The following is a 23512-nucleotide window of genomic DNA, read 5'->3' as shown; positions in this document are numbered from 1 at the left end:
TCTGTGAACGAAATAGATACCGGCAAGTTTCCGGGCGACAGCATGTGCGCCGCCCGGTGGTGCTACTCTTCGATAGCAGGCGAATCCGGCCAGGCGTGAATCACCGCCTTAATCAGTGTGGCGAGCGGGATGGCAAAGAAAACGCCCCAAAAACCCCAGAGCCCGCCGAAAATGATCACCGACAGAATGATCACCAGAGGATGCAGGTTTACCGCCTCGGAGAACAGCACCGGCACCAGCAAGTTGCCATCCAGCGCCTGAATAATCAGATACACCGCAAAGCAGCTCCAGAATTCAGTGCCGAGGCCAAACTGGAACAGCGCCACGCCGACCACCGGAATGGTAACAACAAAAGCGCCAATGTAAGGGATCAGCACCGAGAAACCGACCAGCACCGCCAGCAACAGCGAATAGTTAAGGCCAAACAGAATGAAACCAACCCAGGTAGCGACGCCGACGACAATCATCTCCAGCACTTTGCCGCGAATATAATTGGTGATCTGCTGGTTCATCTCTTTCCACACCTGCCCCGCCAGCCCGCGATTGCGCGGCAATACGCGGCGCACGGCGTTAAGCATCTGCTCTTTGTCTTTGACGAGGAAAAAGACCATCAGCGGCACCAGCACCAGATAGACCGCCAGCGTCAACAGCCCAACCAGCGAAGCGAGGGAATATTTCACCACCGAGTCGCCCATTGTCAGCATGCGCGAGCGCATATTTTCCGCCATCGCATCAATGATGCCCGCATCCATTAGCGCCGGATAGCGGCGTGGCAGCGTGGCGGCGAAATCAGAGAGTTTGCTCAGCATGCCGGGCATGTCGCGTATCAGGTAAATTCCCTGCTGCCAGGCTACTGGCATCACCACAAAGGCCATCACCAGCAGAATGCCGACAAACAGCACCAGCACAATCGACGACGCCCAACTGCGCGAACAGCCGATTCTTTCCAGGCGAGCGGTTGGCCACTCGAGCAGGTAAGCGATAACCAGCGCCACCAGCAGCGGCGCAAGCAGGCCGCTAAAAAAGAAGAGGATACAGAATCCGGCAAGCAGAATGACCAGCAGCGCAATCGCCTCCGGGTCGCTGAAGCGACGGCGATACCACTGCATCAACATTTCAAGCATAACATTCCTTCATGTGCCTTGTGGGCTGAGGGGGAAGAAGTGGAATTGTATCGAAATGTCACAAAAAAGACTTCGCTTTTCGTACGCTTTACGAGAAACATAACATGCGGCCGTTTGGGATGTTTTTTCGCGGCGAAGACCGCTAAACTTGCCAGACGTTTACCGGAATGAAGCAAGAAAAAATCCGGTCATACTGATGTTTCCAAATATACAGGTGAGGTTATGTTCAGGCAGTTGAAACGAACGCTGGTCGCAACCCTTATCGCTACTCTGGCGGCAGGTACGGTTATTCCGGCATGGGCCGATTCGGCAGACAACCTGCCAGACATGGGCACGTCTGCTGGCAGTACGCTCTCCATTGGTCAGGAGATGCAGATGGGCGACTACTATGTGCGCCAGTTGCGCGGCAGCGCTCCGCTGATTAACGATCCACTGCTGGTGCAGTACATTAATGCGCTGGGCATGCGGTTAGTAGCGCATGCTGACTCCGTAAAAACTCCGTTTCACTTCTATCTCATCAATAACGACGAAATCAACGCCTTCGCCTTTTTCGGCGGCAATGTCGTGTTGCACTCTGCGCTTTTTCGTTACACGGATAACGAGAGCCAACTCGCCTCGGTGATGGCGCACGAAATTTCCCACGTCACGCAACGCCACCTGGCGCGTGCAATGGAAGATCAAAAACGCAGTGCTCCGCTCACCTGGGCCGGCGCCCTGGGTTCCATCCTGTTAGCAATGGCCAGCCCGCAGGCGGGGATGGCGGCGCTTACCGGGACGCTGGCAGGTACGCAACAGGGTCTGATTAGCTTTACCCAGCAGAATGAGCAGGAAGCGGATCGTATCGGTATTCAGGTTCTGCAACGTTCAGGTTTCGACCCGCAAGCGATGCCGACATTCCTCGAAAAGCTGCTCGATCAGTCGCGCTATTCGACACGTCCGCCAGAAATTCTGCTGACGCACCCGTTACCGGAAAGCCGCCTTGCCGATGCACGTAACCGCGCTAACCAGATGCGTCCGGTGGTGGTTCAGTCCTCAGAAGCGTTCTATATGGCGAAAGTCAGAGCACTCGGCATGTATAACTCCGGGCGTAACCAACTGACAGATGACCTGCTGGATGGCTGGTCGAAAGGCAATGTGCGAGAACAGCGTGCTGCGCAATATGGCCGCGCCTTGCAGGCAATGGAAGCGAAAAAATTCCCTGAAGCGGCGAAAGCATTGCAACCGTTGCTGAGCGCCGATCCGAATAACGCCTGGTATCTCGACCTGGCGACTGATATCGATTTGGGGCAGAACAAAAGCGCCGATGCGATTAAGCGTCTGAACGCCGCCAGAGAACTAAAAACCAATCCGGTGTTGCAGCTCAACCTGGCGAACGCCTACCTGGAAAGCGGTCAGCCAGCAGAAACTGAGCGGATCCTCAACCGCTACACCTTTACCTATAAAGATGATGTTAATGGCTGGGATCTGCTGGCGCAGGCGGAAGGTAAGCTCGGCAATCGCGACCAGGAACTGGCCGCACGCGCAGAAAGCCTGGCACTGGTGGGCAAATTGGATCAAGCCATCACTCTGCTGAGCAGCGCCAGCTCGCAGGTGAAACTCGGCAGCCTGCAACAGGCACGTTATGATGCGCGTATTGATCAGCTGCGCCAATTGCAGCAGATCTTCAAACCGTATCAGAAGATGTAACAAGGAGAAGAGATGTCAGACGCGGTGAAAATCTACCATAACCCTCGCTGCTCAAAGAGCCGTGAAACCCTGAATCTGCTGAAAGAGAACGGCATTGAGCCGCAGGTGGTGCTCTATCTGGAGACGCCGCCGGATGCGGCAACCATCAAACAACTGTTGCAGATGCTCGGCATGTCCAGCGCGCGGGAACTGATGCGCACGAAAGAGGATCTGTATAAGTCCCTGAACCTCGCTGATAACACATTATCCGAACAGAAACTGGTGCAGGCGCTGGTGGATAACCCGAAGTTGATTGAGCGCCCGATTGTGGTGGCCAATGGCCAGGCGCGTATCGGCCGTCCGCCCGAGCAGGTTTTAGAAATTACAGGTTAAATTTGATTGCCCGGTGGCGCTACGTTTACCGGGCCAGCAAAACCGCACAGGCCGGATAAGACGTAACCGCCATCCGGCCATGATTTATAACTTGAGAATATCTTTCACAAACGGGATGGTCAGCTTGCGCTGGGCGGTAATGGAAGCGTGATCCAGCACATCGAGAGTATCGAACAGCGTACGCATTTCTCTGTCCAGCCGTTTGAGCAGAAAACGGCCCACATCTTCCGGCAACTCAAAACCACGAAGGCGCGCGCGCAGTTGCAGCGCCTGTAACTTGTCTTCATCGGAGAGCGGTTGCAGCTTGTAGATCTGCCCCCAGTCCAGCCGCGAAGCCAGATCCGGCAACCCAAGATTTAACTGGCGCGGCGGACGATCGCCAGTGATCAGCAGACGGGTTTTACCCTGTTCGAGAATACGGTTATAGAGGTTGAAGATCGCCATCTCCCACGGCTCGTCACCGGCAATGCATTCGATATTATCGATACACACCAGCGAGAGTTGATCCATGCCCTCCAGTACTTCCGGCACGAACCAGGTGCGCTTATCCAGAGGCACATAGCCAACGGCATCACCGCGCCTGGAGAGCTCCGCGCAGGCGGCATGCAGCAAATGGCTGCGCCCGGCGCCTTCACGCGACCAGAAATAGATGTATCCGCTGTGAGCCTGGCGCAGAACGTTTTGCAACGCCGCCAGTAAAGAGGGGTTATCACCCGGCCAGAAACTCGCGAAGGTTTCGTCATCGGGTAAATATAATGGCAAAGAGAGCTGTGCCGGTGTGTTCAGAGGTACCTCAACAGGGCTTACAAAAAACGCAGCGAGTTTACCATAAAATATGGCAAGGTTTGAACCGGGCAAGAAACCCGGTTCAAATGGCAGCCATTAACCTTTCGCCGCGTCGTCGTCTTGCGCGTCCAGCACCACTTCTTCCGGGCGCAGTACGCTAATCAGTTTGAAGATCAGGCTCAGACAGACGCCAACGATGGTCGCCAGCGCCATACCTTTCAGTTCCGCCGCGCCGATGTGCACTTTCGCGCCACTGACGCCGATGATCAGGATGACGGAAGTGAGGATCAGATTTTGCGCTTTGCTGTAATCGACTTTCGATTCAATCAATACGCGAATACCGGATGCGCCAATTACGCCGTACAGCAGCAACGATACGCCGCCCATGACCGGAACCGGGATTATCTGGATCGCCGCCGCCAGTTTGCCGACGCAGGAGAGCAGGATCGCGAAGATCGCCGCGCCGCCGATAACCCAGGTGCTGTAAACGCGAGTAATGGCCATTACACCGATGTTTTCACCGTACGTGGTGTTCGGCGTGGAACCAAAGAAGCCGGAAATAATCGTCGAGAAACCGTTAGCAAACATCGAACGATGTAGGCCCGGATCGCGGATCAGATCTTTTTTGATGATATTCGCCGTCACCACCAGATGTCCCACATGCTCGGCAATAACCACCAGCGCCGCAGGCAGAATGGTGAAAATCGCAAACCATTCGAAACGCGGAGTATAGAAAGTCGGCAGTGCAAACCAATGTGCCTGCGCGATCGGCGTGGTATCGACAACGCCCATGACGAAGGAGAGCGCATAGCCCGCCAGCACACCGATGAGGATCGGGATAATCGCCATAAAACCGCGGAACAGCACCGAACCAAACACCGTTACGCCCAGCGTGACCATCGAAATGATCACCGTTTTGCTATCCGCGTTCTGGCCATCGGCTGGCAGCAGACCCGCCATATTCGCCGCCACACCCGCCAGTTCCAGACCGATAACCGCCACGATAGCGCCCATTGCCGCAGGCGGGAACATCACATCCAGCCAGCCAGTACCGGCTTTCTTAACAATAAAGGAGACGATGCAGAACAACACGCCGCACATAATGAAACCGCCCAGCGCCACTTCATAACCGAGCGGCAACAGCAGCAACACCGGCGAGATAAACGCAAAGCTGGAACCGAGGTAAGCCGGAATTTTCCCCTTACAGATGAAGAGATAAAGCAGCGTCCCGATACCATTGAACAGCAGCACGGTGGCCGGGTTAATGTGAAACAGGATTGGCACCAGCACGGTCGCGCCAAACATGGCGAACAGGTGCTGCAAACTAAGCGGGATCGTCTGCAAAAGCGGCGGTCTTTCACTCACCCCGATAGCACGGCGCGTCATAATGTTTTTCCTCTGAGTGTTGTTGTTTATCTCCCCGTCCTTTGTGGCGGGCAGTTTATGCATCCAAAAAAAAGCCGACTATCAAAGTCGGCTTTCAATTTGTCATGCGTTATTTCGTACCAAAGATTTTGTCGCCAGCATCGCCGAGGCCAGGAATAATGTAGCCGTGTTCGTTGAGGCCCTTATCGATCGCCGCGGTATAGAGTTCGACGTCCGGATGGGCTTTCTCCAGCGCCGCCAGACCTTCCGGCGCGGCAACCAGCACCAGAACTTTGATGCTGTGGCAGCCCGCTTTTTTCAGCAGATCGATAGTGGCGATCATTGAACCACCGGTCGCCAGCATCGGGTCAACCACCAGCGCCATGCGCTCGTCGATGTTGGACACCAGTTTCTGGAAGTACGGCACCGGCTCCAGCGTTTTTTCATCACGGTAGATACCCACCACGCTGATGCGCGCACTCGGCACGTGCTCCAGCACGCCGTCCATCATGCCCAGCCCGGCGCGCAGAATAGGCACCACAGTAATTTTTTTACCTTTGATCTGCTCAACCTGTACCGGGCCGTTCCAGCCTTCGATAGTCACTTTTTCGGTTTCGAGGTCAGCCGTCGCTTCATAGGTCAGCAGGCTGCCCACTTCTGAGGCGAGTTCACGAAAGCGTTTGGTGCTGATATCGTTTTCACGCATCAAACCAAGCTTGTGTTTGACGAGTGGGTGTTTAACTTCCACGACCTTCATACTCTTCTCCTTTCCCCTGACAGGTGGCAGCCACAAAAAAAATCGCCGGATTATACCGCTTTTTTTCCGTTGCGCTACAGATAGCCGCTTGATCGCGATCAATCAGGCTGGAAAATAGTATATCGGAACTTAGAAGGTACGCCCGGCAATAATAGGCTCGCAAACGTTTGCCTGGGCTGCTAGAATTGCGCCGAATTTTATTTCTACCGCAAGAAAACGCGTGGGGACTGAAGCAGTGACCGATAAAACCTCTCTCAGCTATAAAGATGCCGGTGTTGATATTGATGCAGGCAATGCTCTGGTTGACCGAATCAAAGGCGTGGTGAAGAAAACCCGCCGTCCTGAAGTCATGGGCGGTCTGGGCGGCTTCGGCGCGCTGTGCGCTCTGCCGCAAAAATATCGTGAACCGGTACTGGTTTCCGGCACTGATGGCGTTGGCACCAAGCTGCGTCTGGCAATGGATCTGAAACGTCATGACACCATCGGTATCGACCTGGTCGCCATGTGTGTAAATGACCTGGTGGTACAGGGCGCTGAGCCGCTGTTCTTCCTCGATTATTATGCCACCGGCAAGCTGGATGTGGATACCGCCGCCAGCGTGATCAATGGCATCGCCGAAGGCTGCCTGCAATCCGGTTGTGCGCTGGTTGGCGGCGAAACCGCAGAGATGCCGGGCATGTATCACGGTGAAGATTACGACGTGGCCGGTTTCTGCGTAGGCGTGGTAGAGAAAGCAGAAATTATCGACGGCTCCAAAGTGGCCGACGGCGACGTACTGGTGGCGCTGGCTTCTAGCGGTCCGCACTCCAACGGTTACTCACTGGTGCGTAAAGTGATCGAAGTGAGCGGCTGCGATCCGCTGACCACCCAACTGGAAGGCAAACCGCTGGCCGATCACCTGCTGGAACCGACGCGTATTTACGTGAAATCGGTGCTGGAGCTGATTGAAAACGTTGATGTACACGCTATCGCTCACCTGACGGGCGGCGGTTTCTGGGAAAATATCCCGCGCGTGCTGCCGGATAACACACAGGCAGTTATCGATGAATCCTCCTGGCAGTGGCCGGCAGTCTTCAACTGGCTGCAAAGCTCTGGCAACGTTAGCCGTCATGAAATGTACCGCACCTTCAACTGTGGCGTTGGTATGGTTATTGCGCTGCCTGCCGCACAAGCGGATAAAGCCATCACCCTGCTCAACGCTAAAGGTGAAAACGCGTGGAAAATCGGTATTATCAAGGCATCCGATTCCAGTGAGCGTGTGGTCATTGAATGAAAAACATTGTGGTGCTGATTTCCGGTAACGGAAGCAATTTGCAGGCGATTATTGATGCCTGCAAACAGAAGAAGATCAACGGCACCCTGCGGGCAGTATTCAGTAACAAGGCCGACGCATTCGGCCTTGAACGTGCGCGGGAAGCCACAATTCCTGCGCATACCCTTCTTGCCTCGCAGTTTGCCAGCCGTGATGCCTTCGATCGTGAACTGATGCATGAAATTGATGCCTACGCGCCGGATGTAGTGGTGCTGGCAGGTTACATGCGCATCCTCAGCCCGGCGTTTGTTGCTCATTACGCCGGACATCTGCTGAATATTCACCCTTCTCTGCTGCCGAAATACCCAGGTCTGAATACGCATCGCCAGGTGCTGGAAAATGGCGATGAAGTACACGGCACCAGCGTACATTTTGTGACGGAAGAGCTGGATGGCGGCCCGGTCATTTTGCAGGCCAAAGTCCCGGTGTTTGACGGCGACACGGAAGAAGAGATCGCTGAGCGCGTACAAACGCAGGAACACGCGATTTATCCGCTGGTGGTGAGTTGGTTTGTCGATGGCCGCCTGAGCATGAAAGATAACAGCGCGTGGTTGGATGGTGTTTGTTTACCGCCCGAGGGCTATGCGGCTGACGAATAGTTATCCCCATTTGTTGTTCTGTTGCCGGATGGCGCGATGCTTATCCGGCGTCAAATACGCCAATGTATTCTTATCCCCGCTGTATTTTCATCACCTTAAGTCAGAAAAAAGATTACTGTCATACTTTTTTGGCACAGTTGGACATCTTAGGGCTAAGCTCGCCATAATAAGTTGCGTTATTCGATGGAACGCCAGCAACGTTCACCTGTCAGGCGCGGACATAGTAAAAGCGAGAAGGCATTGCTGTGTCCCGAGTAAGAACCGGAGTGTAAACAGGAATGGGTCAGGAAAAGTTATATCTCGAAAAAGAACTAAGCTGGTTGTGCTTCAACGAACGTGTTCTCCAGGAAGCGGCAGACAAAAGTAACCCGCTAATCGAGCGCATGCGTTTTTTGGGGATCTATTCCAATAACCTCGATGAATTTTATAAAGTGCGTTTTGCCGAACTGAAACGCCGACTGATCATCAGCGAAGAGCAAGGCACCACCACTAACTCCCGCTATCTTCTGGGCAAAATTCAGGCCCGCGTGCTGAAGGCCGACCAGGAGTTCGACAGCCTGTATAACGACCTGCTGCTGGAGATGGCGCGCAATCAAATCTTTCTAATCAACGAGCGGCAACTGTCGCAAAACCAGCAAAGCTGGCTGCGCAACTATTTCAAGCAGTATCTGCGCCAGCACATTACGCCGACGTTGATAAACCGCGAAACCAACCTGGTGCGGTTCTTAAAAGACGATTACACCTATCTGGCGGTCGAGATCATTCGTGGCGAAGATATCCGCTACGCTCTGCTGGAGATCCCATCGGACAAAGTCCCGCGTTTCGTGAATCTACCGCCGGAAGCGCCGCGTCGCCGTAAACCAATGATCTTGCTGGATAACATCCTGCGCTACTGCCTGGATGACATCTTTAAAGGCTTCTTCGATTACGATTCGCTGAATGCCTATTCGATGAAGATGACCCGTGATGCCGAATACGATCTGGTTCACGAGATGGAATCGAGCCTGATGGAGTTAATGTCGTCGAGCCTGAAACAGCGTCTGACTGCTGAACCGGTGCGCTTTGTTTACCAGCGCGATATGCCCGATGCAATGGTGGAAACGCTGCGCGAAAAGCTGAATATTTCCCGTTATGACTCAATTATCCCCGGCGGGCGTTACCACAACTTTAAAGACTTTATTAGCTTCCCGAACGTCGGCAAAGCCAATCTCGTCAACAAACCGCTGCCGCGTCTGCGCCATATCTGGTTTGACAAATTCCGCAACGGTTTCGATGCCGTTCGCGAACGTGATGTGCTGCTCTATTACCCCTATCACACCTTCGAGCACGTACTGGAACTGCTGCGTCAGGCGTCGTTCGACCCGAGCGTGCTGGCGATTAAAATCAATATTTATCGTGTAGCGAAAGATTCGCGCATTATTGATTCGATGATCCATGCGGCGCACAACGGCAAAAAAGTGACCGTGGTGGTGGAGTTACAGGCGCGTTTCGATGAAGAAGCCAACATCCACTGGGCGAAACGGTTGACGGAAGCGGGCGTGCAGGTGATCTTCTCGGCACCGGGTTTAAAAATTCACGCCAAGCTGTTCCTCATCTCCCGTATGGAAGGTGAGGAAGTGGTGCGCTACGCGCATATCGGTACCGGCAACTTTAACGAGAAAACCGCGCGGCTGTATACCGACTACTCACTGATTACGGCCGATGCGCGCATTACCAATGAAGTGCGTCGGGTGTTTAACTTTATCGAAAACCCGTATCGCCCGGTGAATTTCGATTACCTGCTGGTGTCGCCGCAAAACTCGCGCCGCCTGTTGTATGACATGATCGATGCCGAGATCGCCAACGCGCAGAATGGGCAGCCTTCCGGTATAACGCTGAAGCTGAACAACCTGGTGGACAAAGGGCTGGTGGATCGCCTCTATGCTGCTTCCAGTTCCGGCGTGCCGGTGAATCTGCTGGTGCGCGGTATGTGTTCGTTGATCCCTGAGCTTGCAGGCATCAGCGAAAATATTCGCGTGATTAGCATCGTTGACCGTTATCTTGAGCACGATCGCATCTATATTTTTGAGAACGGCGGTGATAAGCGAGTCTGGCTCTCTTCCGCCGACTGGATGACCCGTAATATCGATTACCGTATCGAAGTGGCGGCACCGCTGCTCGATCCCCGGCTAAAACAGCGCGTTCTGGATATCATTGACATTTTGTTCAGTGATACGGTAAAAGCCCGGTACATTGATAAAGAACTGAGCAATCGCTACGTGCCGCGCGGCAATCGTCGCAAAGTACGCGCACAGTTGGCGATTTACGATTACATCAAATCACTCGAGCAGCCCGATTAATCTATGCCGATACAAGAAAAGATGCCCCGCCCGGAGGAGTTCGCCGCGGTCGACCTGGGTTCCAACAGTTTCCATATGGTGATTGCACGCGTGGTGGATGGGGCGATGCAAATCATCGGCCGCCTGAAACAACGCGTGCATCTGGCGGATGGTCTGGACAGCAATAACATGCTGAGTGAAGAGGCAATGGAGCGCGGGCTGGCCTGCCTGTCGCTGTTTGCCGAGCGCCTGCAAGGGTTCGATCCCTCCAGCGTCCGCATCGTAGGCACGCACACGTTACGCCAGGCACTGAATGCTCCGGAGTTTCTCAAACGCGCCGAAAAAGTGATCCCCTACCCTATTGAAATCATTGCAGGTAACGAAGAAGCGCGACTGATTTTTATGGGTGTGGAGCATACGCAACCGGATAAAGGCCGCAAGCTGGTGATCGATATCGGTGGCGGTTCGACGGAGCTGGTTATCGGCGAAGATTTCGAACCGAAGCTGGTCGAAAGCCGTCGCATGGGCTGCGTCAGCTTTGCACAGATGTACTTTCCCGGTGGCACCATCAATGGTGAAAACTTCCGTCGGGCGCGTATTTCCGCCACGCAAAAGCTGGAGTCGCTGGCCTGGCAGTTCCGCATCCAGAGCTGGAATGTGGCGCTGGGCGCGTCCGGCAGTATTAAAGCGGTGCATGAAGTACTGATCGCCTCAGGCGAGAAGGACGGGTTTATTACTCCGGAGCGTCTGGAAAAACTGGTCGATGAAGTACTGAAGTATAAAAACTTCAGCGAACTGAGCCTGCCAGGGCTTTCTGAGGAACGTAAAGCGGTGTTCGTGCCAGGCCTCTCCATTCTGTGCGGCGTATTCGATGCGCTGGCGATCCGCGAGCTGCGTCTCTCCGACGGCGCACTGCGTGAAGGCGTGTTGTATGAGATGGAAGGCCGCTTCCGTCATCAAGACATTCGCAGTCGTACGGCGCAGAGCCTCGCCAGCCAGTACAATATTGACCGCGAGCAGGCTCGTCGCGTGCTGGAAACCACCACGCAGATGTACGAGCAGTGGCAGGCGCAAAATCCCAAGCTCGACAACCCGCAACTGGCGGCACTGCTGAAGTGGGCAGCGATGCTGCATGAAGTGGGACTGAACATCAACCACAGCGGCCTGCATCGCCATTCGGCCTACATTCTGCAAAACAGCAACCTGCCCGGTTTCAACCAGGAGCAGCAACTGATGATGGCGACTCTGGTGCGCTGTCATCGTAAAGCGATCAAACTCGACGAGTTACCGCGCTTTACGCTATTTAAGAAGAAGCAATTTTTGCCGCTGGTTCAGTTACTGCGCCTCGGCGTGCTGCTGAATAATCAGCGCCAGGCGACGACTACCCCGCCGACGCTGTTTCTGAAAACCGATGAGAATCACTGGACGCTGCGCTTCCCGCATGACTGGTTCAGCCAGAATGCGCTGGTACTGCTGGATCTGGAAAAAGAACAGGAATACTGGGAAGCGGTTACTGGCTGGCGGTTAAAAATCGAAGAAGAACAGGCACCGGAAGTGGCGGCCTGAGCCGCCCTCCGCTTACGCTTCGACCAGCGTATCCAGCGGAGCGGGCGTAGCTGCACCTGCATCTAGTCCCAGATGAAACGAAACAGTTTGATGCGCGCATCCAGTTCATCAATACGCGTCTGCCAGTCGTGGGGATTCAGGCGAATCACCAGATCGTGACCCGAAAGCTGGTGAACAGCCTCCCCTTTCTGTAATAACGGTTTTAACCAGTTAGCCAGGCGCTGTTTAAACTGGATGCGAAACATCACGCCATAGCTGCGTCCTAAAAGTTCAAACTCCGGTATGTGCAGAAAACAGAGCACCGACCACGGAGTATTCGCCAGCTCGCAACTTAGCGCCCCCAGATTCGGCAGATGAGTCATCGGATCAACAGACGCCAACCGACGGGTTAGGCTAAGTACCGTTCGACGCCGGCTCGCGATCCCCGCCAGTGCGAGGATCATGAAGGTAAATATCAGGTAGCGGGAAGAGATGATAGCGATCTGCACATCTCTGGAAGTAACACAGGACAAACTGCGATAAAAATAGTGGATTGTCAAAATCAGCAGCGGCGACCAGACAAACGACATAAACCGGAAGCCGTAGCGCATCGATCCCCACAGCATCACTGGCAGCAGCAGCGAGAGCATATAGTTGGTGTTAAAGATAACGTTACATGTGGAGGAAGGCATTAACAGTTGGTACTGCAACCCCAGCACCAGGCAGAACCAAAAACACAGTTCCAGCCAGGTCACTTTAGGATCAAATTCCATGCACATTTGGGAAAACCATGAACGTGCGTAGCGTGGGTGGCGAATGATGCGGATCAATAAATAACTTAGGGGGAAGCGCCCGTTTAGTAACAGGGAGAAATTTTAGTTCCGCACGATAAGTAAAAATTGATATAAATCAAAAAAACACATCAGCGAATTTTATTTCCATGTGATTTATCTGCATTTTTTGTTTTTATATTCTCAGCGTAAATATTTAATTTCCCTTATATAATTTCAGATAATGTTTTAACGAGGCTCAGGCTTATTTGACCTTCTCCGGAGACTGTGTCTTAATAGCCTCGTCGCCCGTTAATCGGGTATTCCTAAAGGAACCACAGTGAGTCAGGCAACCAGTATGCGAAAACGACATCGATTTAACAGTCGCATGACCCGTATCATACTTCTCATCAGCTTTGTCTTTTTCTTCGGTCGTTTCGTCTATTCCACCATTGGCGCCTGGTATCATCATCAGGGTAAAGTCCAGTCGCAACCAATCAGCCAGACTATCGATCCCACCGCGCAACGCTAAGATTTAACCCGTTTTTAAACACGCTCAAACGCGTGGTTTTTGCACGTCCTTTAAAAATCGCCAGCAAATCGGTGGTTATTGTCTTCGCGGCAAAGGCAGTTATGTTGCGGGTCATGGCGAACCAGCATCGGCTTCATTCGAATATTCCTTTGAGACTATTTGAGCTCGAGATTTATCCATGCTGATCGGTTATGCCCGTGTCTTTACACAGGACATAACCTGATATTTCCGGAATTGTGCTGTCAGAGGGTCGGCAATGAACTAACGCGACGCTTCCTCAAATGACTCACCAGTGGCGATCTTTTCTACGACGCTTATCACTGCCGGCGCACCACCGTGGGTTGCAATCCACTGGCTCGTTCGGCATGCTGCCTTTGCGTAGAGCTGACGGTCAATCAGCGCCGTTCTGTTCCACTCAAGCATGCCAGTTGGCATTTCGGTGGGAGTGGCAACCAGACAGCGGTTCGCCTGACCTACTGGCGACAGATAGCGAAGATCATTTGATGAGTACATTGCAATCCCCTCGTCAAACCAGATAGGTATTCGTCCTGTCGAGAATGCCCATAAACCGATACGGTGATGCATTTCATTCATCGAGAGCTCGTGAGCAGCAATGGTGACGTTGCTGCCGCGTGGAGATAGTACGGCAACTTTGTCAAACAAAGACATTCCTCGCCTCCCGCCACCGCCGAGGCGACGAAAACAGTCGTCGTCCGAACAAATAAGGATCCGAGGCTTTGCTTTGAGCGGCCCCCAGAAGATTGCCAGTTTCTGGCGAGCGTCCTCGATCACACTTACTATGGCAGCCCGTTGCTCTTCACTGACATTCTCCTGAACATAGATATCGGGCTGCGTCTCCTGAAAGCCATAGCACGCTGGACAAACAGCTGCAACGGATGAAGGCAGCACCCAGATGATTCCTGCGAAGCTTACAGCAAGCACAAAGACAATCCCAAACAGGACTGTACGAAGGTACTTTTTCGGAATTTTTCGACTCATTGAAACCAGCCCTTGCATGATGTAGGCATTGATTGTGACCTATTATGAAATAAAATCGTTATATCCACTATCTGGATCAGCTGCTTGTTAGCCTGCGGAAAATGGAGGTCGTAAAAGCCGTAGGGGAACATATCAGCCCAATCCTGTAGCATTGATGCTCTTTGAACCGCCCCGGGAATCCTGGAGACTAAACTCTTTGAGAGAGAGGTAAACAGGATGACTAAAAATACATGTTTTACCCCCGGGATACGGCAGCGGGCCGTTCGCATGGTTCTGGAATGCCAGGACGGGAATGACTCACAGTGGGCAGCTCTGAGCTCCATCGCCCCTAAAATCGGCTGCACGCCGGAGACCCTGCATATCTGGCTGCGTCAGTATGAACGTGATGCCGGTGGTGGTCTCAGCCCGGAACAGTTGTTAAGGCATTGGCGAGCGTAGATGAAGCTAGCCCAGGCTCGCGAGGAAGCGCCGCCAACGATGTTCCTTTCTTCCTTAAACCCGCAATGATATCTGCTTTATGCCAGTCCTGATTTTCCATGGTGATTCTCCTTTTTATGTTGACTATAAGTCACATGGCAGCACAACATTTTAGAAATGTGACTAATAGTCCGTGGACTTATAGTCATCAAAAAACAATGCTATAGGTATGAAAAATACCGGAGATATCAAAGGTCTGCTGGGACAACGTGTTAGAACGCTGCGCATGGAGGCAGGGCTTTCGCAGGAAAGTTTTGCCGAGAAATGCGGGCTTGATCGCACTTATATCAGCGGCATCGAACGTGGCACCCGCAACCCAACACTGGAAGTGCTTTATACCCTCGCCACCGCCCTGCATATCGAACTCACCTCATTGTTCATATTTAATGAACCCGGCTGAGCACTTTTGCTAATGAGATCAACATGATCATGCCTCTCACTCCTGAGCTGGCGGCCACTGTTGCGCTGCGTGCAGCACACGCAGGATACGCACAGCAAAAGAATCTTCCGTGTACACAACAATGTGGTTTGCCCGGACGACCATTTCCCGCGTGCCCTCTATCCGACCTCCTCGATAGAGCTTCGGATGTTCCGGGAGCTTAGCTACCCTGGCCTCGATATCATCTTTCAGCCATTGAGCGGCATCAGGATTGTCATCTGAGATATAATCGACGATTGCCAATAGGTCAGCTCGGGCCGATTGCGACCATTCAACCTCGGGAACGGCGCTTCCTGTCGATAAGGGCTTGCGCCTCGTCCATTACCTGCTGATGTGGCACTCCTGGCTGGCTGTCCGTCAAAGCTTCAAGCACCTTAGCGCGGAACCATTTGTCATGGGCTTCCGGGTCAGTTGTCAGTCCCGCAGGCAAACCGCCTTCTTTAGTGACGCGAGTCAGGAAAATTCGCACGGCATCCGAGACGGATAGACCAACGTTAGCGAGCTTTTCGGTCGCATCGGCCTTCAGCTTGTCGTCTACACGGATGTGTAGCATGGATGTTTGAGCAGCCATCGTATTCCTCCTGGTGTCAGTTCTCCCTGAGTATGTATCTCATTCGAGATACGGTCAAGAATGGCAGCTCTCTCGGTATTAATATTAAACAATCTCGTTTGGCCAGGATACTAACAGAATGGTTGACTCACTCGTGAATCGCCACGACTTTAGCTGAAGTGGTCAACAAAAGCTGGCCACGGTTTGTCTCCTTTTACTTGTGGTGGGTAAGCAGAGATATTCCGGCATGGGCATTCTTCAGGCTATAGCCTTGCAGGATCAATCACCACCTCCCCATGAGATGGTTTAAGGGTGAGAACAAAAAAGTCCGCAATTACGCGGACTTAGATATCATTTAGTGTTTGTTAATGCCAGACTTTGCTTAAAGGAGCATTATTCCCACTCAATGGTAGCTGGCGGTTTGCCGCTGATGTCATACACCACGCGGGAGATACCGTTGACTTCATTGATGATGCGGTTAGAAACGCGGCCGAGGAAATCGTACGGCAGGTGCGCCCAGTGTGCGGTCATAAAGTCGATGGTTTCTACTGCTCGCAGAGAGACAACCCAGTCGTATTTACGACCGTCGCCCATCACGCCAACGGAACGGACTGGCAGGAACACAGTGAAGGCCTGACTTACTTTGTTGTAGAGGTCGGCTTTATGCAGCTCTTCAATAAAGATCGCATCGGCGCGACGCAGCAGGTCGCAGTACTCTTTCTTCACTTCGCCCAGCACACGAACGCCGAGGCCCGGACCCGGGAACGGGTGACGGTAGAGCATGTCGTACGGCAGGCCGAGTTCCAGACCAATTTTACGCACTTCGTCTTTGAACAGCTCTTTCAGCGGCTCAACCAGGCCCATCTTCATCTCTTTCGGCAGGCCACCCACGTTGTGGTGAGACTTAATAACGTGCGCTTTACCGGTTGCCGATGCGGCAGATTCGATCACGTCCGGGTAGATGGTGCCCTGCGCCAGCCATTTCACGTCTTCCAGCTTCAGTGCTTCTTCGTCGAATACTTCCACGAATACGCGGCCAATGATTTTACGTTTTGCTTCCGGATCGTCCTCGCCAGCCAATGCTGAAAGGAAGCGATCTTCTGCCGGAACGTGAACGATGTTCAGACCGAAGTGGTCGCCGAACATGTCCATCACCTGAGCGGCTTCGTTCAGGCGCAGCAGGCCATTATCAACGAATACGCAGGTCAGGTTTTTGCCGATGGCGCGGTGCAGCAGCATCGCAGTGACGGAGGAGTCCACACCGCCGGAAAGGCCGAGGATCACTTTATCATCGCCAACCTGCTTACGAATGCGTTCAACCGCGTCGTCGATGATTTTTGCTGGCGTCCACAGCGCTTCACACTGGCAGATATCACGCACGAAGCGCTCCAGTATACGCAAGCCCTGGCGGGTGTGGGTCACTTCCGGGTGGAACTGCACGCCATAGAAGCGTTTTTCTTCATTTGCCATGATGGCGAACGGGCAGCTTTCGGTGCTGGCAACGGTCACGAAATCAGACGGAATGGCCGTTACTTTGTCGCCGTGGCTCATCCACACATCCAGCAGCACTTTGCCTTCAGCGGTCAAAGAATCTTCAATGCCGCGAACCAGCGCGCTGTCGGTCTGCACTTCAACCTGCGCGTAACCGAATTCACGTTCGCTGGAACCTTCAACATGGCCGCCGAGCTGCATCGCCATGGTCTGCATGCCGTAGCACACGCCGAGCACCGGAACGCCAGCGTCGAACACATATTGCGGTGCGCGCGGGCTGTTCTCTTCGGTGGTGCTTTCCGGGCCGCCGGAAAGAATGATACCGCTTGGGTTAAAGTCGCGGATCTGCGCTTCGGTGACATCCCACGCCCACAGTTCGCAGTAAACGCCCAGCTCACGCACGCGGCGCGCAACCAGTTGCGTGTACTGGGAACCGAAGTCGAGGATGAGAATACGATGTTTATGAATATTGTCCGTCATTGACGTTACTTCCGAGGCAAGTGGCAATGAATATACTCGTCGTCTTGCAGGCTGAAACCTGAACAGAGAGTATGAAAGTCAGCGCCCGGTGCAAGCACCGGGCGCGAAAATCATTAAGAACCCATGCGGTAGTTCGGGGATTCCTTGGTGATAGTCACGTCGTGAACGTGGCTTTCTTGGATACCGGCACCGCTGATGCGTACAAATTCCGCTTTGGTACGCAGGTCGTCGATGGTACCACAGCCAGTCAGACCCATACAGGAGCGCAGGCCGCCCATCTGCTGGTGAATGATCTCTTTCAGGCGTCCTTTATAGGCAACGCGGCCTTCGATACCTTCCGGCACCAGTTTGTCGGCAGCGTTATCGCTCTGGAAGTAACGGTCGGAAGAGCCTTTGGACATCGCGCCCAGAGAACCCATACCACGGTAAGATTTGTAAGAACGGCCCTGGTAGAGTTCGATTTCGCCCGGGGATTCTTCAGTACCCGCCAGCATAGAGCCAACCATGACTGCGGCAGCGCCTGCGGCGATGGCTTTGGCGATGTCGCCGGAGAAACGGATACCGCCGTCAGCGATAACCGGAATACCAGTACCTTCCAGCGCTTCAACCGCGTCAGAAACGGCAGTGATCTGCGGAACACCTACGCCGGTCACGATACGGGTAGTACAGATGGAGCCAGGGCCGATACCAACTTTCACGGCACTCACGCCCGCTTCCGCCAGGGCACGAGCACCTGCGCCAGTAGCGACGTTACCGCCGATGATTTGCAGATCCGGGTATTTAGCACGGGTTTCGCGAATGCGCTGCAATACGCCTTCGGAGTGGCCGTGAGAGGAGTCGATCAGCAGTACGTCAACACCTGCGGCAACCAGCGCGTCAACGCGCTCTTCGTTACCGGCGCCAGCACCGACTGCCGCACCAACACGCAGTTGGCCTTGCTCATCTTTACAGGCGTTCGGTTTACGTTCTGCTTTCTGGAAGTCTTTCACAGTGATCATGCCGCGCAGGTGGAAACTGTCATCCACAACCAGCGCTTTTTCAACGCGTTTTTCGTGCATTTTGGCAAATACCACTTCGCGGGATTCCCCTTCGCGAACGGTCACCAGACGCTCTTTCGGCGTCATATACACGCTAACCGGCTGGTTCAGATCGGTAACGAAACGCACATCACGCCCGGTGATGATACCCACCAGTTCGTTGTCGCCGTTAACGACCGGATAACCGGCAAAGCCGTTACGTTCGGTCAGTTCTTTCACTTCGCGCAGGGTGGTGGTCGGCAGAACAGTCTGTGGATCTTTAACCACACCGGATTCATGTTTCTTCACGCGGCGAACTTCTTCCGCCTGGCGCTCAATAGACATGTTTTTGTGAATAAAGCCAATGCCGCCTTCCTGTGCCAGCGCAATCGCGAGGCGCGCTTCAGTCACGGTATCCATCGCCGCAGAGAGCATAGGAATGTTCAGGCGAATGGTTTTGGTGAGTTGCGTGCTTAAGTCGGCAGTATTCGGCAGAACAGTGGAATGAGCGGGAACGAGGAGGACGTCGTCAAACGTCAGTGCTTCTTTAGCAATACGTAGCATGGGCAATATCTCTGACCTGGGGGGTTAAATATTGCCGTGGCATTATACAGAGCGTAACCGATTGCATCCACACTTTTTTGATAAAAAACTTGCCATCTCCTTGTATCGGGTTACTATCGACTGAATAACCTGCTGATTTAGAATTTGATCTGGCTCACATGTCGTCGTTCCAATCCCCCTCAATTTATACTGTCAGCCGCCTGAACCAGTCGGTGCGCTTACTGCTGGAACGCGAACTCGGTCAGGTGTGGATCAGCGGAGAAATCTCCAATTTTACCCAGCCCGCTTCCGGCCATTGGTACTTCACCTTAAAAGACGATACCGCTCAGGTACGCTGCGCAATGTTCCGCAACAGCAACCGCCGCGTTACGTTTCGCCCGCAGCATGGCCAGCAAGTGCTGGTTCGCGCCAACATCACGCTGTATGAACCACGCGGGGAATACCAGATTATCGTCGAAAGCATGCAACCGGCTGGTGAAGGCTTGTTGCAGCAAAAGTACGAACAGTTAAAAGCCAAACTCACTGCCGAAGGGTTGTTTGATCAGCAATTTAAACAGCCGTTGCCCTCACCTGCACACTGCGTCGGCGTGATCACGTCGAAAACCGGCGCGGCGCTGCACGATATTCTGCACGTGCTGAAACGCCGCGATCCGTCTCTGCCGGTAATCATCTACCCGACTGCGGTGCAGGGCGAAGACGCGCCGGGGCAAATCGTGCGTGCCGTTGAACTGGCGAACGTACGTCAGGAGTGTGATGTGCTGATCGTTGGTCGCGGCGGCGGCTCTCTGGAAGATCTCTGGAGCTTTAACGACGAACGCGTCGCCCGCGCTATTTTCGCAAGCCGCATTCCGGTGGTCAGCGCCGTCGGCCATGAAACCGATGTCACGATTGCCGATTTTGTTGCCGATCTGCGCGCGCCAACGCCTTCGGCCGCAGCGGAAATTGTCAGCCGCAACCAGCTTGAACTGTTGCGCCAGATACAGGCGATGCAGCAGCGCTTAGAAATGTCGATGGATTACTACCTGGCGGGCCGCAACCGCCGCTTTGCCCTGCTGAACCATCGACTGCAACAGCAGCACCCACAGTTACGGCTGGCGCGTCAGCAAACAGTGCTGGAGCGTCTGCAACAGCGCATGCAAAACGCGCTGGATACACAGTTAAAACGCGCTTCTGCCCGTCAGCAGCGTGTGATGCAACGTCTGAATCAACAAAACCCGCAGCCGCGTATTCATCGCGCGCAAAGCCGTGTGCAGCAACTGGAATATCGTCTGAGCCAGAACATTCGCGACCGTTTAAGCGCCACGCGCGAACGGTTTGGTACGGCTATTACGCATCTGGAAGCCGTCAGCCCGCTGGCGACGCTGGCCCGTGGTTACAGCGTGACCACCTCTCCGGCTGGCGAAGTTCTGAAAAAAACCCGCCAGGTGAAAGTTGGCGATAAGCTCACTACTCGCCTGAATGATGGCTGGGTGGAGAGTGAAGTCAGCAATGTGACGCCCGTAAAAAAACCGCGCCAGCGTAAATCATCTTAATCTGTACGATTAACCTACAACCGGCCCCTATACTTTTTGTTGTTCTTTTTCATCAAGGAGAGCGACATGAAAACACGCCCGAATAGCTGCGTTATCCCGCCCTATATTCTTCGCCGCATTATCGACCACGGATCAGAAGTACAGCAGCGCTGTGCGCAACAAACATTGACCCATGTGCAGACGTTGATGGCGCATAGGCACGGCAAGCCCAGCGCGCCACTGGTCACTTCGCCCGGCGAACTGGTACGCGATATCTATGATGCGCAGCAGAAAGAGAGTCTGCCCGGTAAGCAGGTGCGCTACGAAGGCCAGCCGTCGAATGGTGATGTTGCCGTAGATGAAGCTTACGACTATCTCGGCGTTACCCACGATTTTTTCTGGCAGGTTTTACAACGTAACTCCCTCGATAATAAAGGAATGGTACTGAGCGGCAGCGTGCATTATGGCCAGCAATATCAGAATGCTTTCTGGAATGGTCAGCAGATGGTGTTTGGCGATGGCGACGGTGAAATTTTCAATCGCTTTACCATCGCGATTGATGTGGTAGCGCATGAACTCAGTCACGGCGTCACAGAAACGGAAGCCGCGCTGATCTATTTTGAACAATCTGGCGCGCTGAATGAGTCGTTATCTGATGTTTTCGGCTCGCTGGTGAAGCAGTATCACAAGCAGCAAACCGCGGATCAGGCCGACTGGATCATCGGCGAAGGGTTGCTGGCAAAAGGAATTAATGGCAGAGGCCTGCGTTCGATGTCTCACCCCGGTACCGCCTATGATGATCCGCTGCTGGGTAAAGATCCGCAGCCTGCACACATGAAAGATTTTGTGAAAACCCGTGAAGATAACGGCGGCGTGCATCTGAATTCTGGTATCCCCAACCGCGCGTTTTATCTTGCTGCGACGGCGATTGGCGGCTATGCCTGGGAGAAAGCCGGTTACGCCTGGTACGATACCGTCTGCGATAAGGCGCTGGCGCAAAATGCCGATTTCGCCACCTTTGCGAAACTGACCATTCAGCATGGCGAAAAACGTTCGGGCCAGCAGGTTGCAGACGCGATTGAGAAAGCCTGGAAAGAGGTTGGAGTGTTGTAATGAACGAACCTGAATTGACCGATGATGCGGTGGTCGAAGTCGCCCGCGAAGGCGGGCTGGCTTATATCCCGAAGCTGAGCGGCACGCGAAAAATCGTGATTGCTCAGCTTAACGCGGAACAGCGCCAGCGACTGGTCAGTATCCTGCATCAGACTCTGCCGCTCGGGCAACCGCCCGGGCAGCCGGATTCGCCTGGGCGCGGCGATCAGCGCTTTTACCGTTTGCAGATAACCTGGACCACACAGCAAAGTGATGTGCTGTTGCTGATCCCGGAAAGTAAAGCGCCACCGTCACTGGTGGAACTATGGCGCGATGGCGAAGCCTGCATTTGCAAGCCTTAGCGCTGGGTAAACTCGACGCGTTTTTTAGAGATCAATCCGTGGCCGTGCTGACAGAAAAAGTCCACCGCGCCGCAGGCTTTTAACACTTCCAGAGGCTGATGACACTCCGGACAGTTTGCCCGTACTTCGATATCTTTGTCGCAGTTGTAGCAATGTGCATGCGTTCCCACCAGTTCCAGCGGGTTGTGACAGGTCGGGCATTTGAGATCCATAACGCGTTCCTCATTCATATGTTCACTTGCCCTTATCATACACCTTAAGTGACCAAAAACCCGCCAGACTGAAGTGAACCCCGAAAGTTGGATACCCAACAAGTAGGGGCAGTCCAGTCCAATTTCAACGCCCCGCATTCTTACCCAGTCAGGACAGACCGGATATATTTCTGTTGGTAAAAATGTACCCTTTATCACAGGTAAGGTTACAGGGAAATCTGCCGGGATAAATAATCCGTTTCAGACGATAGAGCGTCATGATGTTGGCGTATCTCTGAAGGTGATGCCTGTTGTTATGGGGAACGGCCAGCTTGTTCTTACTATAGATATTGGTTATTCCGTTTCACAGGCTCCCGGTCTTTGGCGAATTTATGATACTGATGGCACTTTTGTCAGACTTGAGGAAGCTCCACTAGAATCGCCGCTAATTGATCCACTTGATATTGCGTTACTTGCAGCCGGTGTTTTTCGCATTTTCCTGGCTGGCAGGGCATTATTACAAAGTGGGGTCATAACGGCTGTCACCGTAAAAGGCACAGTCCATCAGCATCGGCCCAGAGGATTTTTATGGTATCCCCCTTGCGGCCACGGAAGATGAACAGATGGCCGGAGAACGGGTTCTCATCGAGAGCGTGCTGTACCAGTTCGCCCAGGCCATTGAACGATTTACGCATGTCAGTGACGCCGGCAACCAGCCAGATACGGGTGCCTGACGGGAGGGATATCATTGACTTCTCCCGGTCAGCCCGCGAAGCAGTACAGCCAGCAACTCTGATGACGGGTTCTCCAGCGTCATTCTGTAAGTATCCCGCATAATCGTGCCATTCATATTTAGAGAGCATCCGGCATAATCAATCTTCCAACGAAGGAGATCGCTATGCGTAAAGCCCGTTTTACTGAGCATCAGATCATCGCTGTGATTAAGTCGGTTGAAGCCGGACGAACCGTTAAAGATGTCTGCCGGGAGTCCGGTATATCTGAAGCCACCTACTACAACTGGAAGTCCAGATACGGCGGCATGGAGGCTTCTGATATTAAAAAGATCAAGGATCTTGAGGACGAGAACCGGCGTCTCAAACAGATGTTTGCCGACCTGAGCCTTGAGAACCGGGCACTGAAAGACGTTATCGAAAAAAAGCTTTAAAACCAGCCT

23 protein-coding genes and 4 pseudogenes are annotated in these 23512 nt (G+C 53.5%); 14 read left to right on the top strand and 13 right to left on the bottom strand.

Annotated elements, in window-relative coordinates; genetic code table 11:
• Positions 1-62: 62 nt before the first annotated feature.
• On the bottom strand, positions 63-1124 hold the full coding sequence (locus GA0061070_RS17015; protein ID WP_090137219.1) for an AI-2E family transporter: 1062 nt from the start codon (positions 1122-1124) through the stop codon (positions 63-65).
• 222 nt (positions 1125-1346) lie between these two features.
• Here GA0061070_RS17015 and bepA point away from each other — a divergent pair, with 222 nt between their 5' ends.
• Both bepA and arsC read left to right on the top strand, forming a co-directional pair.
• On the top strand, positions 1347-2810 hold the full coding sequence (gene bepA / locus GA0061070_RS17010) for a beta-barrel assembly-enhancing protease (RefSeq protein WP_090137218.1): 1464 nt from the start codon (positions 1347-1349) through the stop codon (positions 2808-2810).
• Positions 2811-2822: 12 nt separating this feature from the next.
• Positions 2823-3182, top strand: coding sequence for an arsenate reductase (glutaredoxin) (arsC, locus tag GA0061070_RS17005; protein ID WP_090137217.1), 360 nt, complete (start codon positions 2823-2825; stop codon positions 3180-3182).
• A gap of 84 nt (positions 3183-3266) precedes the next feature.
• Here arsC and GA0061070_RS17000 read toward each other — a convergent pair whose 3' ends face one another.
• From GA0061070_RS17000 to upp, 3 genes are all read right to left on the bottom strand, one after another.
• Positions 3267-3968, bottom strand: coding sequence for a DnaA inactivator Hda (locus GA0061070_RS17000; RefSeq protein WP_244153162.1), 702 nt, complete (start codon positions 3966-3968; stop codon positions 3267-3269).
• Between the two features lie 96 nt (positions 3969-4064).
• Positions 4065-5354 (bottom strand): uracil permease, encoded by a 1290-nt coding sequence (uraA, locus tag GA0061070_RS16995; RefSeq protein WP_090137216.1) that lies wholly within the window; start codon positions 5352-5354, stop codon positions 4065-4067.
• A gap of 109 nt (positions 5355-5463) precedes the next feature.
• Complete coding sequence (upp, locus tag GA0061070_RS16990; RefSeq protein ID WP_090137215.1) at positions 5464-6090, bottom strand: uracil phosphoribosyltransferase; 627 nt, start codon at positions 6088-6090, stop codon at positions 5464-5466.
• 235 nt (positions 6091-6325) lie between these two features.
• Between upp and purM the strand changes: the two genes are divergently transcribed.
• The 4 genes from purM to ppx all read left to right on the top strand — a co-directional run bounded on the left by purM (position 6326) and on the right by ppx (position 11885).
• Complete coding sequence (purM, locus tag GA0061070_RS16985; protein WP_090137240.1) at positions 6326-7363, top strand: phosphoribosylformylglycinamidine cyclo-ligase; 1038 nt, start codon at positions 6326-6328, stop codon at positions 7361-7363.
• Positions 7360-8001: a phosphoribosylglycinamide formyltransferase gene (purN, locus tag GA0061070_RS16980; protein WP_090137214.1), complete on the top strand. Its 642-nt coding sequence runs from the start codon at positions 7360-7362 to the stop codon at positions 7999-8001. Before purM ends, purN begins: the two co-directional genes overlap by 4 nt.
• 278 nt (positions 8002-8279) lie before the next feature.
• Positions 8280-10340 (top strand): polyphosphate kinase 1, encoded by a 2061-nt coding sequence (gene ppk1 / locus GA0061070_RS16975; RefSeq protein ID WP_090137213.1) that lies wholly within the window; start codon positions 8280-8282, stop codon positions 10338-10340.
• A 3-nt stretch (positions 10341-10343) separates the two neighbouring features.
• Positions 10344-11885 (top strand): exopolyphosphatase, encoded by a 1542-nt coding sequence (gene ppx / locus GA0061070_RS16970; protein ID WP_090137212.1) that lies wholly within the window; start codon positions 10344-10346, stop codon positions 11883-11885.
• A gap of 62 nt (positions 11886-11947) precedes the next feature.
• Here ppx and GA0061070_RS16965 read toward each other — a convergent pair whose 3' ends face one another.
• Positions 11948-12730, bottom strand: coding sequence for an MASE1 domain-containing protein (locus GA0061070_RS16965; RefSeq protein WP_090137211.1), 783 nt, complete (start codon positions 12728-12730; stop codon positions 11948-11950).
• A 244-nt stretch (positions 12731-12974) separates the two neighbouring features.
• On the opposite strand from GA0061070_RS16965, the gene GA0061070_RS16960 reads away from it, so the two are divergent.
• Positions 12975-13166: a YfgG family protein gene (locus GA0061070_RS16960; RefSeq protein WP_090137210.1), complete on the top strand. Its 192-nt coding sequence runs from the start codon at positions 12975-12977 to the stop codon at positions 13164-13166.
• Positions 13167-13427: 261 nt separating this feature from the next.
• Here GA0061070_RS16960 and GA0061070_RS16955 read toward each other — a convergent pair whose 3' ends face one another.
• Positions 13428-14165, bottom strand: coding sequence for a hypothetical protein (locus tag GA0061070_RS16955; RefSeq protein WP_090137209.1), 738 nt, complete (start codon positions 14163-14165; stop codon positions 13428-13430).
• A gap of 216 nt (positions 14166-14381) precedes the next feature.
• On the opposite strand from GA0061070_RS16955, the pseudogene GA0061070_RS16950 reads away from it, so the two are divergent.
• Positions 14382-14579: pseudogene (locus GA0061070_RS16950) on the top strand (transposase); the annotation flags it as partial.
• Positions 14580-14583: 4 nt separating this feature from the next.
• Here the strand turns inward: GA0061070_RS16950 and GA0061070_RS16945 are convergent.
• Positions 14584-14703: pseudogene (locus GA0061070_RS16945) on the bottom strand (helix-turn-helix domain-containing protein); the annotation flags it as partial.
• 108 nt (positions 14704-14811) lie between these two features.
• On the opposite strand from GA0061070_RS16945, the gene GA0061070_RS16940 reads away from it, so the two are divergent.
• Positions 14812-15042, top strand: a complete 231-nt coding sequence (locus tag GA0061070_RS16940) for a helix-turn-helix domain-containing protein (RefSeq protein ID WP_090137207.1) — start codon at positions 14812-14814, stop codon at positions 15040-15042.
• Between the two features lie 36 nt (positions 15043-15078).
• Here GA0061070_RS16940 and GA0061070_RS16935 read toward each other — a convergent pair whose 3' ends face one another.
• The 4 genes from GA0061070_RS16935 to guaB form a co-directional block, all read right to left on the bottom strand.
• Positions 15079-15324: a type II toxin-antitoxin system RelE/ParE family toxin gene (locus GA0061070_RS16935; RefSeq protein WP_090137206.1), complete on the bottom strand. Its 246-nt coding sequence runs from the start codon at positions 15322-15324 to the stop codon at positions 15079-15081.
• A gap of 28 nt (positions 15325-15352) precedes the next feature.
• A complete protein-coding gene (locus tag GA0061070_RS16930; RefSeq protein WP_090137205.1) occupies positions 15353-15652 on the bottom strand; it encodes a type II toxin-antitoxin system RelB/DinJ family antitoxin in 300 nt (99 codons plus the stop codon).
• A 372-nt stretch (positions 15653-16024) separates the two neighbouring features.
• Complete coding sequence (gene guaA, locus GA0061070_RS16925; protein ID WP_090137204.1) at positions 16025-17602, bottom strand: glutamine-hydrolyzing GMP synthase; 1578 nt, start codon at positions 17600-17602, stop codon at positions 16025-16027.
• Positions 17603-17715: 113 nt separating this feature from the next.
• Positions 17716-19182 (bottom strand): IMP dehydrogenase, encoded by a 1467-nt coding sequence (guaB, locus tag GA0061070_RS16920; protein WP_090137203.1) that lies wholly within the window; start codon positions 19180-19182, stop codon positions 17716-17718.
• A gap of 158 nt (positions 19183-19340) precedes the next feature.
• On the opposite strand from guaB, the gene xseA reads away from it, so the two are divergent.
• The 3 genes from xseA (at position 19341) to GA0061070_RS16905 (ending at position 22147) form a co-directional block, all read left to right on the top strand.
• Positions 19341-20714, top strand: coding sequence for an exodeoxyribonuclease VII large subunit (gene xseA / locus GA0061070_RS16915; protein ID WP_090137202.1), 1374 nt, complete (start codon positions 19341-19343; stop codon positions 20712-20714).
• Positions 20715-20780: 66 nt separating this feature from the next.
• Positions 20781-21806 (top strand): M4 family metallopeptidase, encoded by a 1026-nt coding sequence (locus GA0061070_RS16910; RefSeq protein ID WP_090137201.1) that lies wholly within the window; start codon positions 20781-20783, stop codon positions 21804-21806.
• Entirely contained in the window at positions 21806-22147 is a 342-nt protein-coding gene (locus tag GA0061070_RS16905) for a protealysin inhibitor emfourin (protein ID WP_090137200.1), read from the top strand. Before GA0061070_RS16910 ends, GA0061070_RS16905 begins: the two co-directional genes overlap by 1 nt.
• On the opposite strand, the gene GA0061070_RS16900 is transcribed toward GA0061070_RS16905, so the two are convergent.
• Positions 22144-22359 carry a zinc ribbon domain-containing protein gene (locus GA0061070_RS16900; protein WP_090137199.1) on the bottom strand — a complete coding sequence of 72 codons (216 nt, stop codon included), beginning with the start codon at positions 22357-22359 and terminating at the stop codon, positions 22144-22146. The two genes, GA0061070_RS16905 and GA0061070_RS16900, sit on opposite strands and share 4 nt — an antisense overlap.
• 121 nt (positions 22360-22480) lie before the next feature.
• On the opposite strand from GA0061070_RS16900, the gene GA0061070_RS25570 reads away from it, so the two are divergent.
• Complete coding sequence (locus GA0061070_RS25570; RefSeq protein ID WP_279616096.1) at positions 22481-22957, top strand: hypothetical protein; 477 nt, start codon at positions 22481-22483, stop codon at positions 22955-22957.
• On the opposite strand, the pseudogene tnpB reads toward GA0061070_RS25570, so the two are convergent.
• A pseudogene (tnpB, locus tag GA0061070_RS16885) lies at positions 22890-23087 on the bottom strand (IS66 family insertion sequence element accessory protein TnpB); the annotation flags it as partial. The gene GA0061070_RS25570 and the pseudogene tnpB sit on opposite strands and share 68 nt — an antisense overlap.
• Positions 23088-23236: 149 nt before the next feature.
• Here tnpB and GA0061070_RS16875 point away from each other — a divergent pair.
• Positions 23237-23497, top strand: a pseudogene (locus GA0061070_RS16875) (transposase); the annotation flags it as partial.
• Positions 23498-23512 lie beyond the last annotated feature (15 nt).

This window comes from Kosakonia oryziphila (assembly GCF_900094795.1).
GTDB lineage: Bacteria > Pseudomonadota > Gammaproteobacteria > Enterobacterales > Enterobacteriaceae > Kosakonia > Kosakonia oryziphila.
This window is presented reverse-complemented; position numbering and strand designations above follow the sequence as displayed.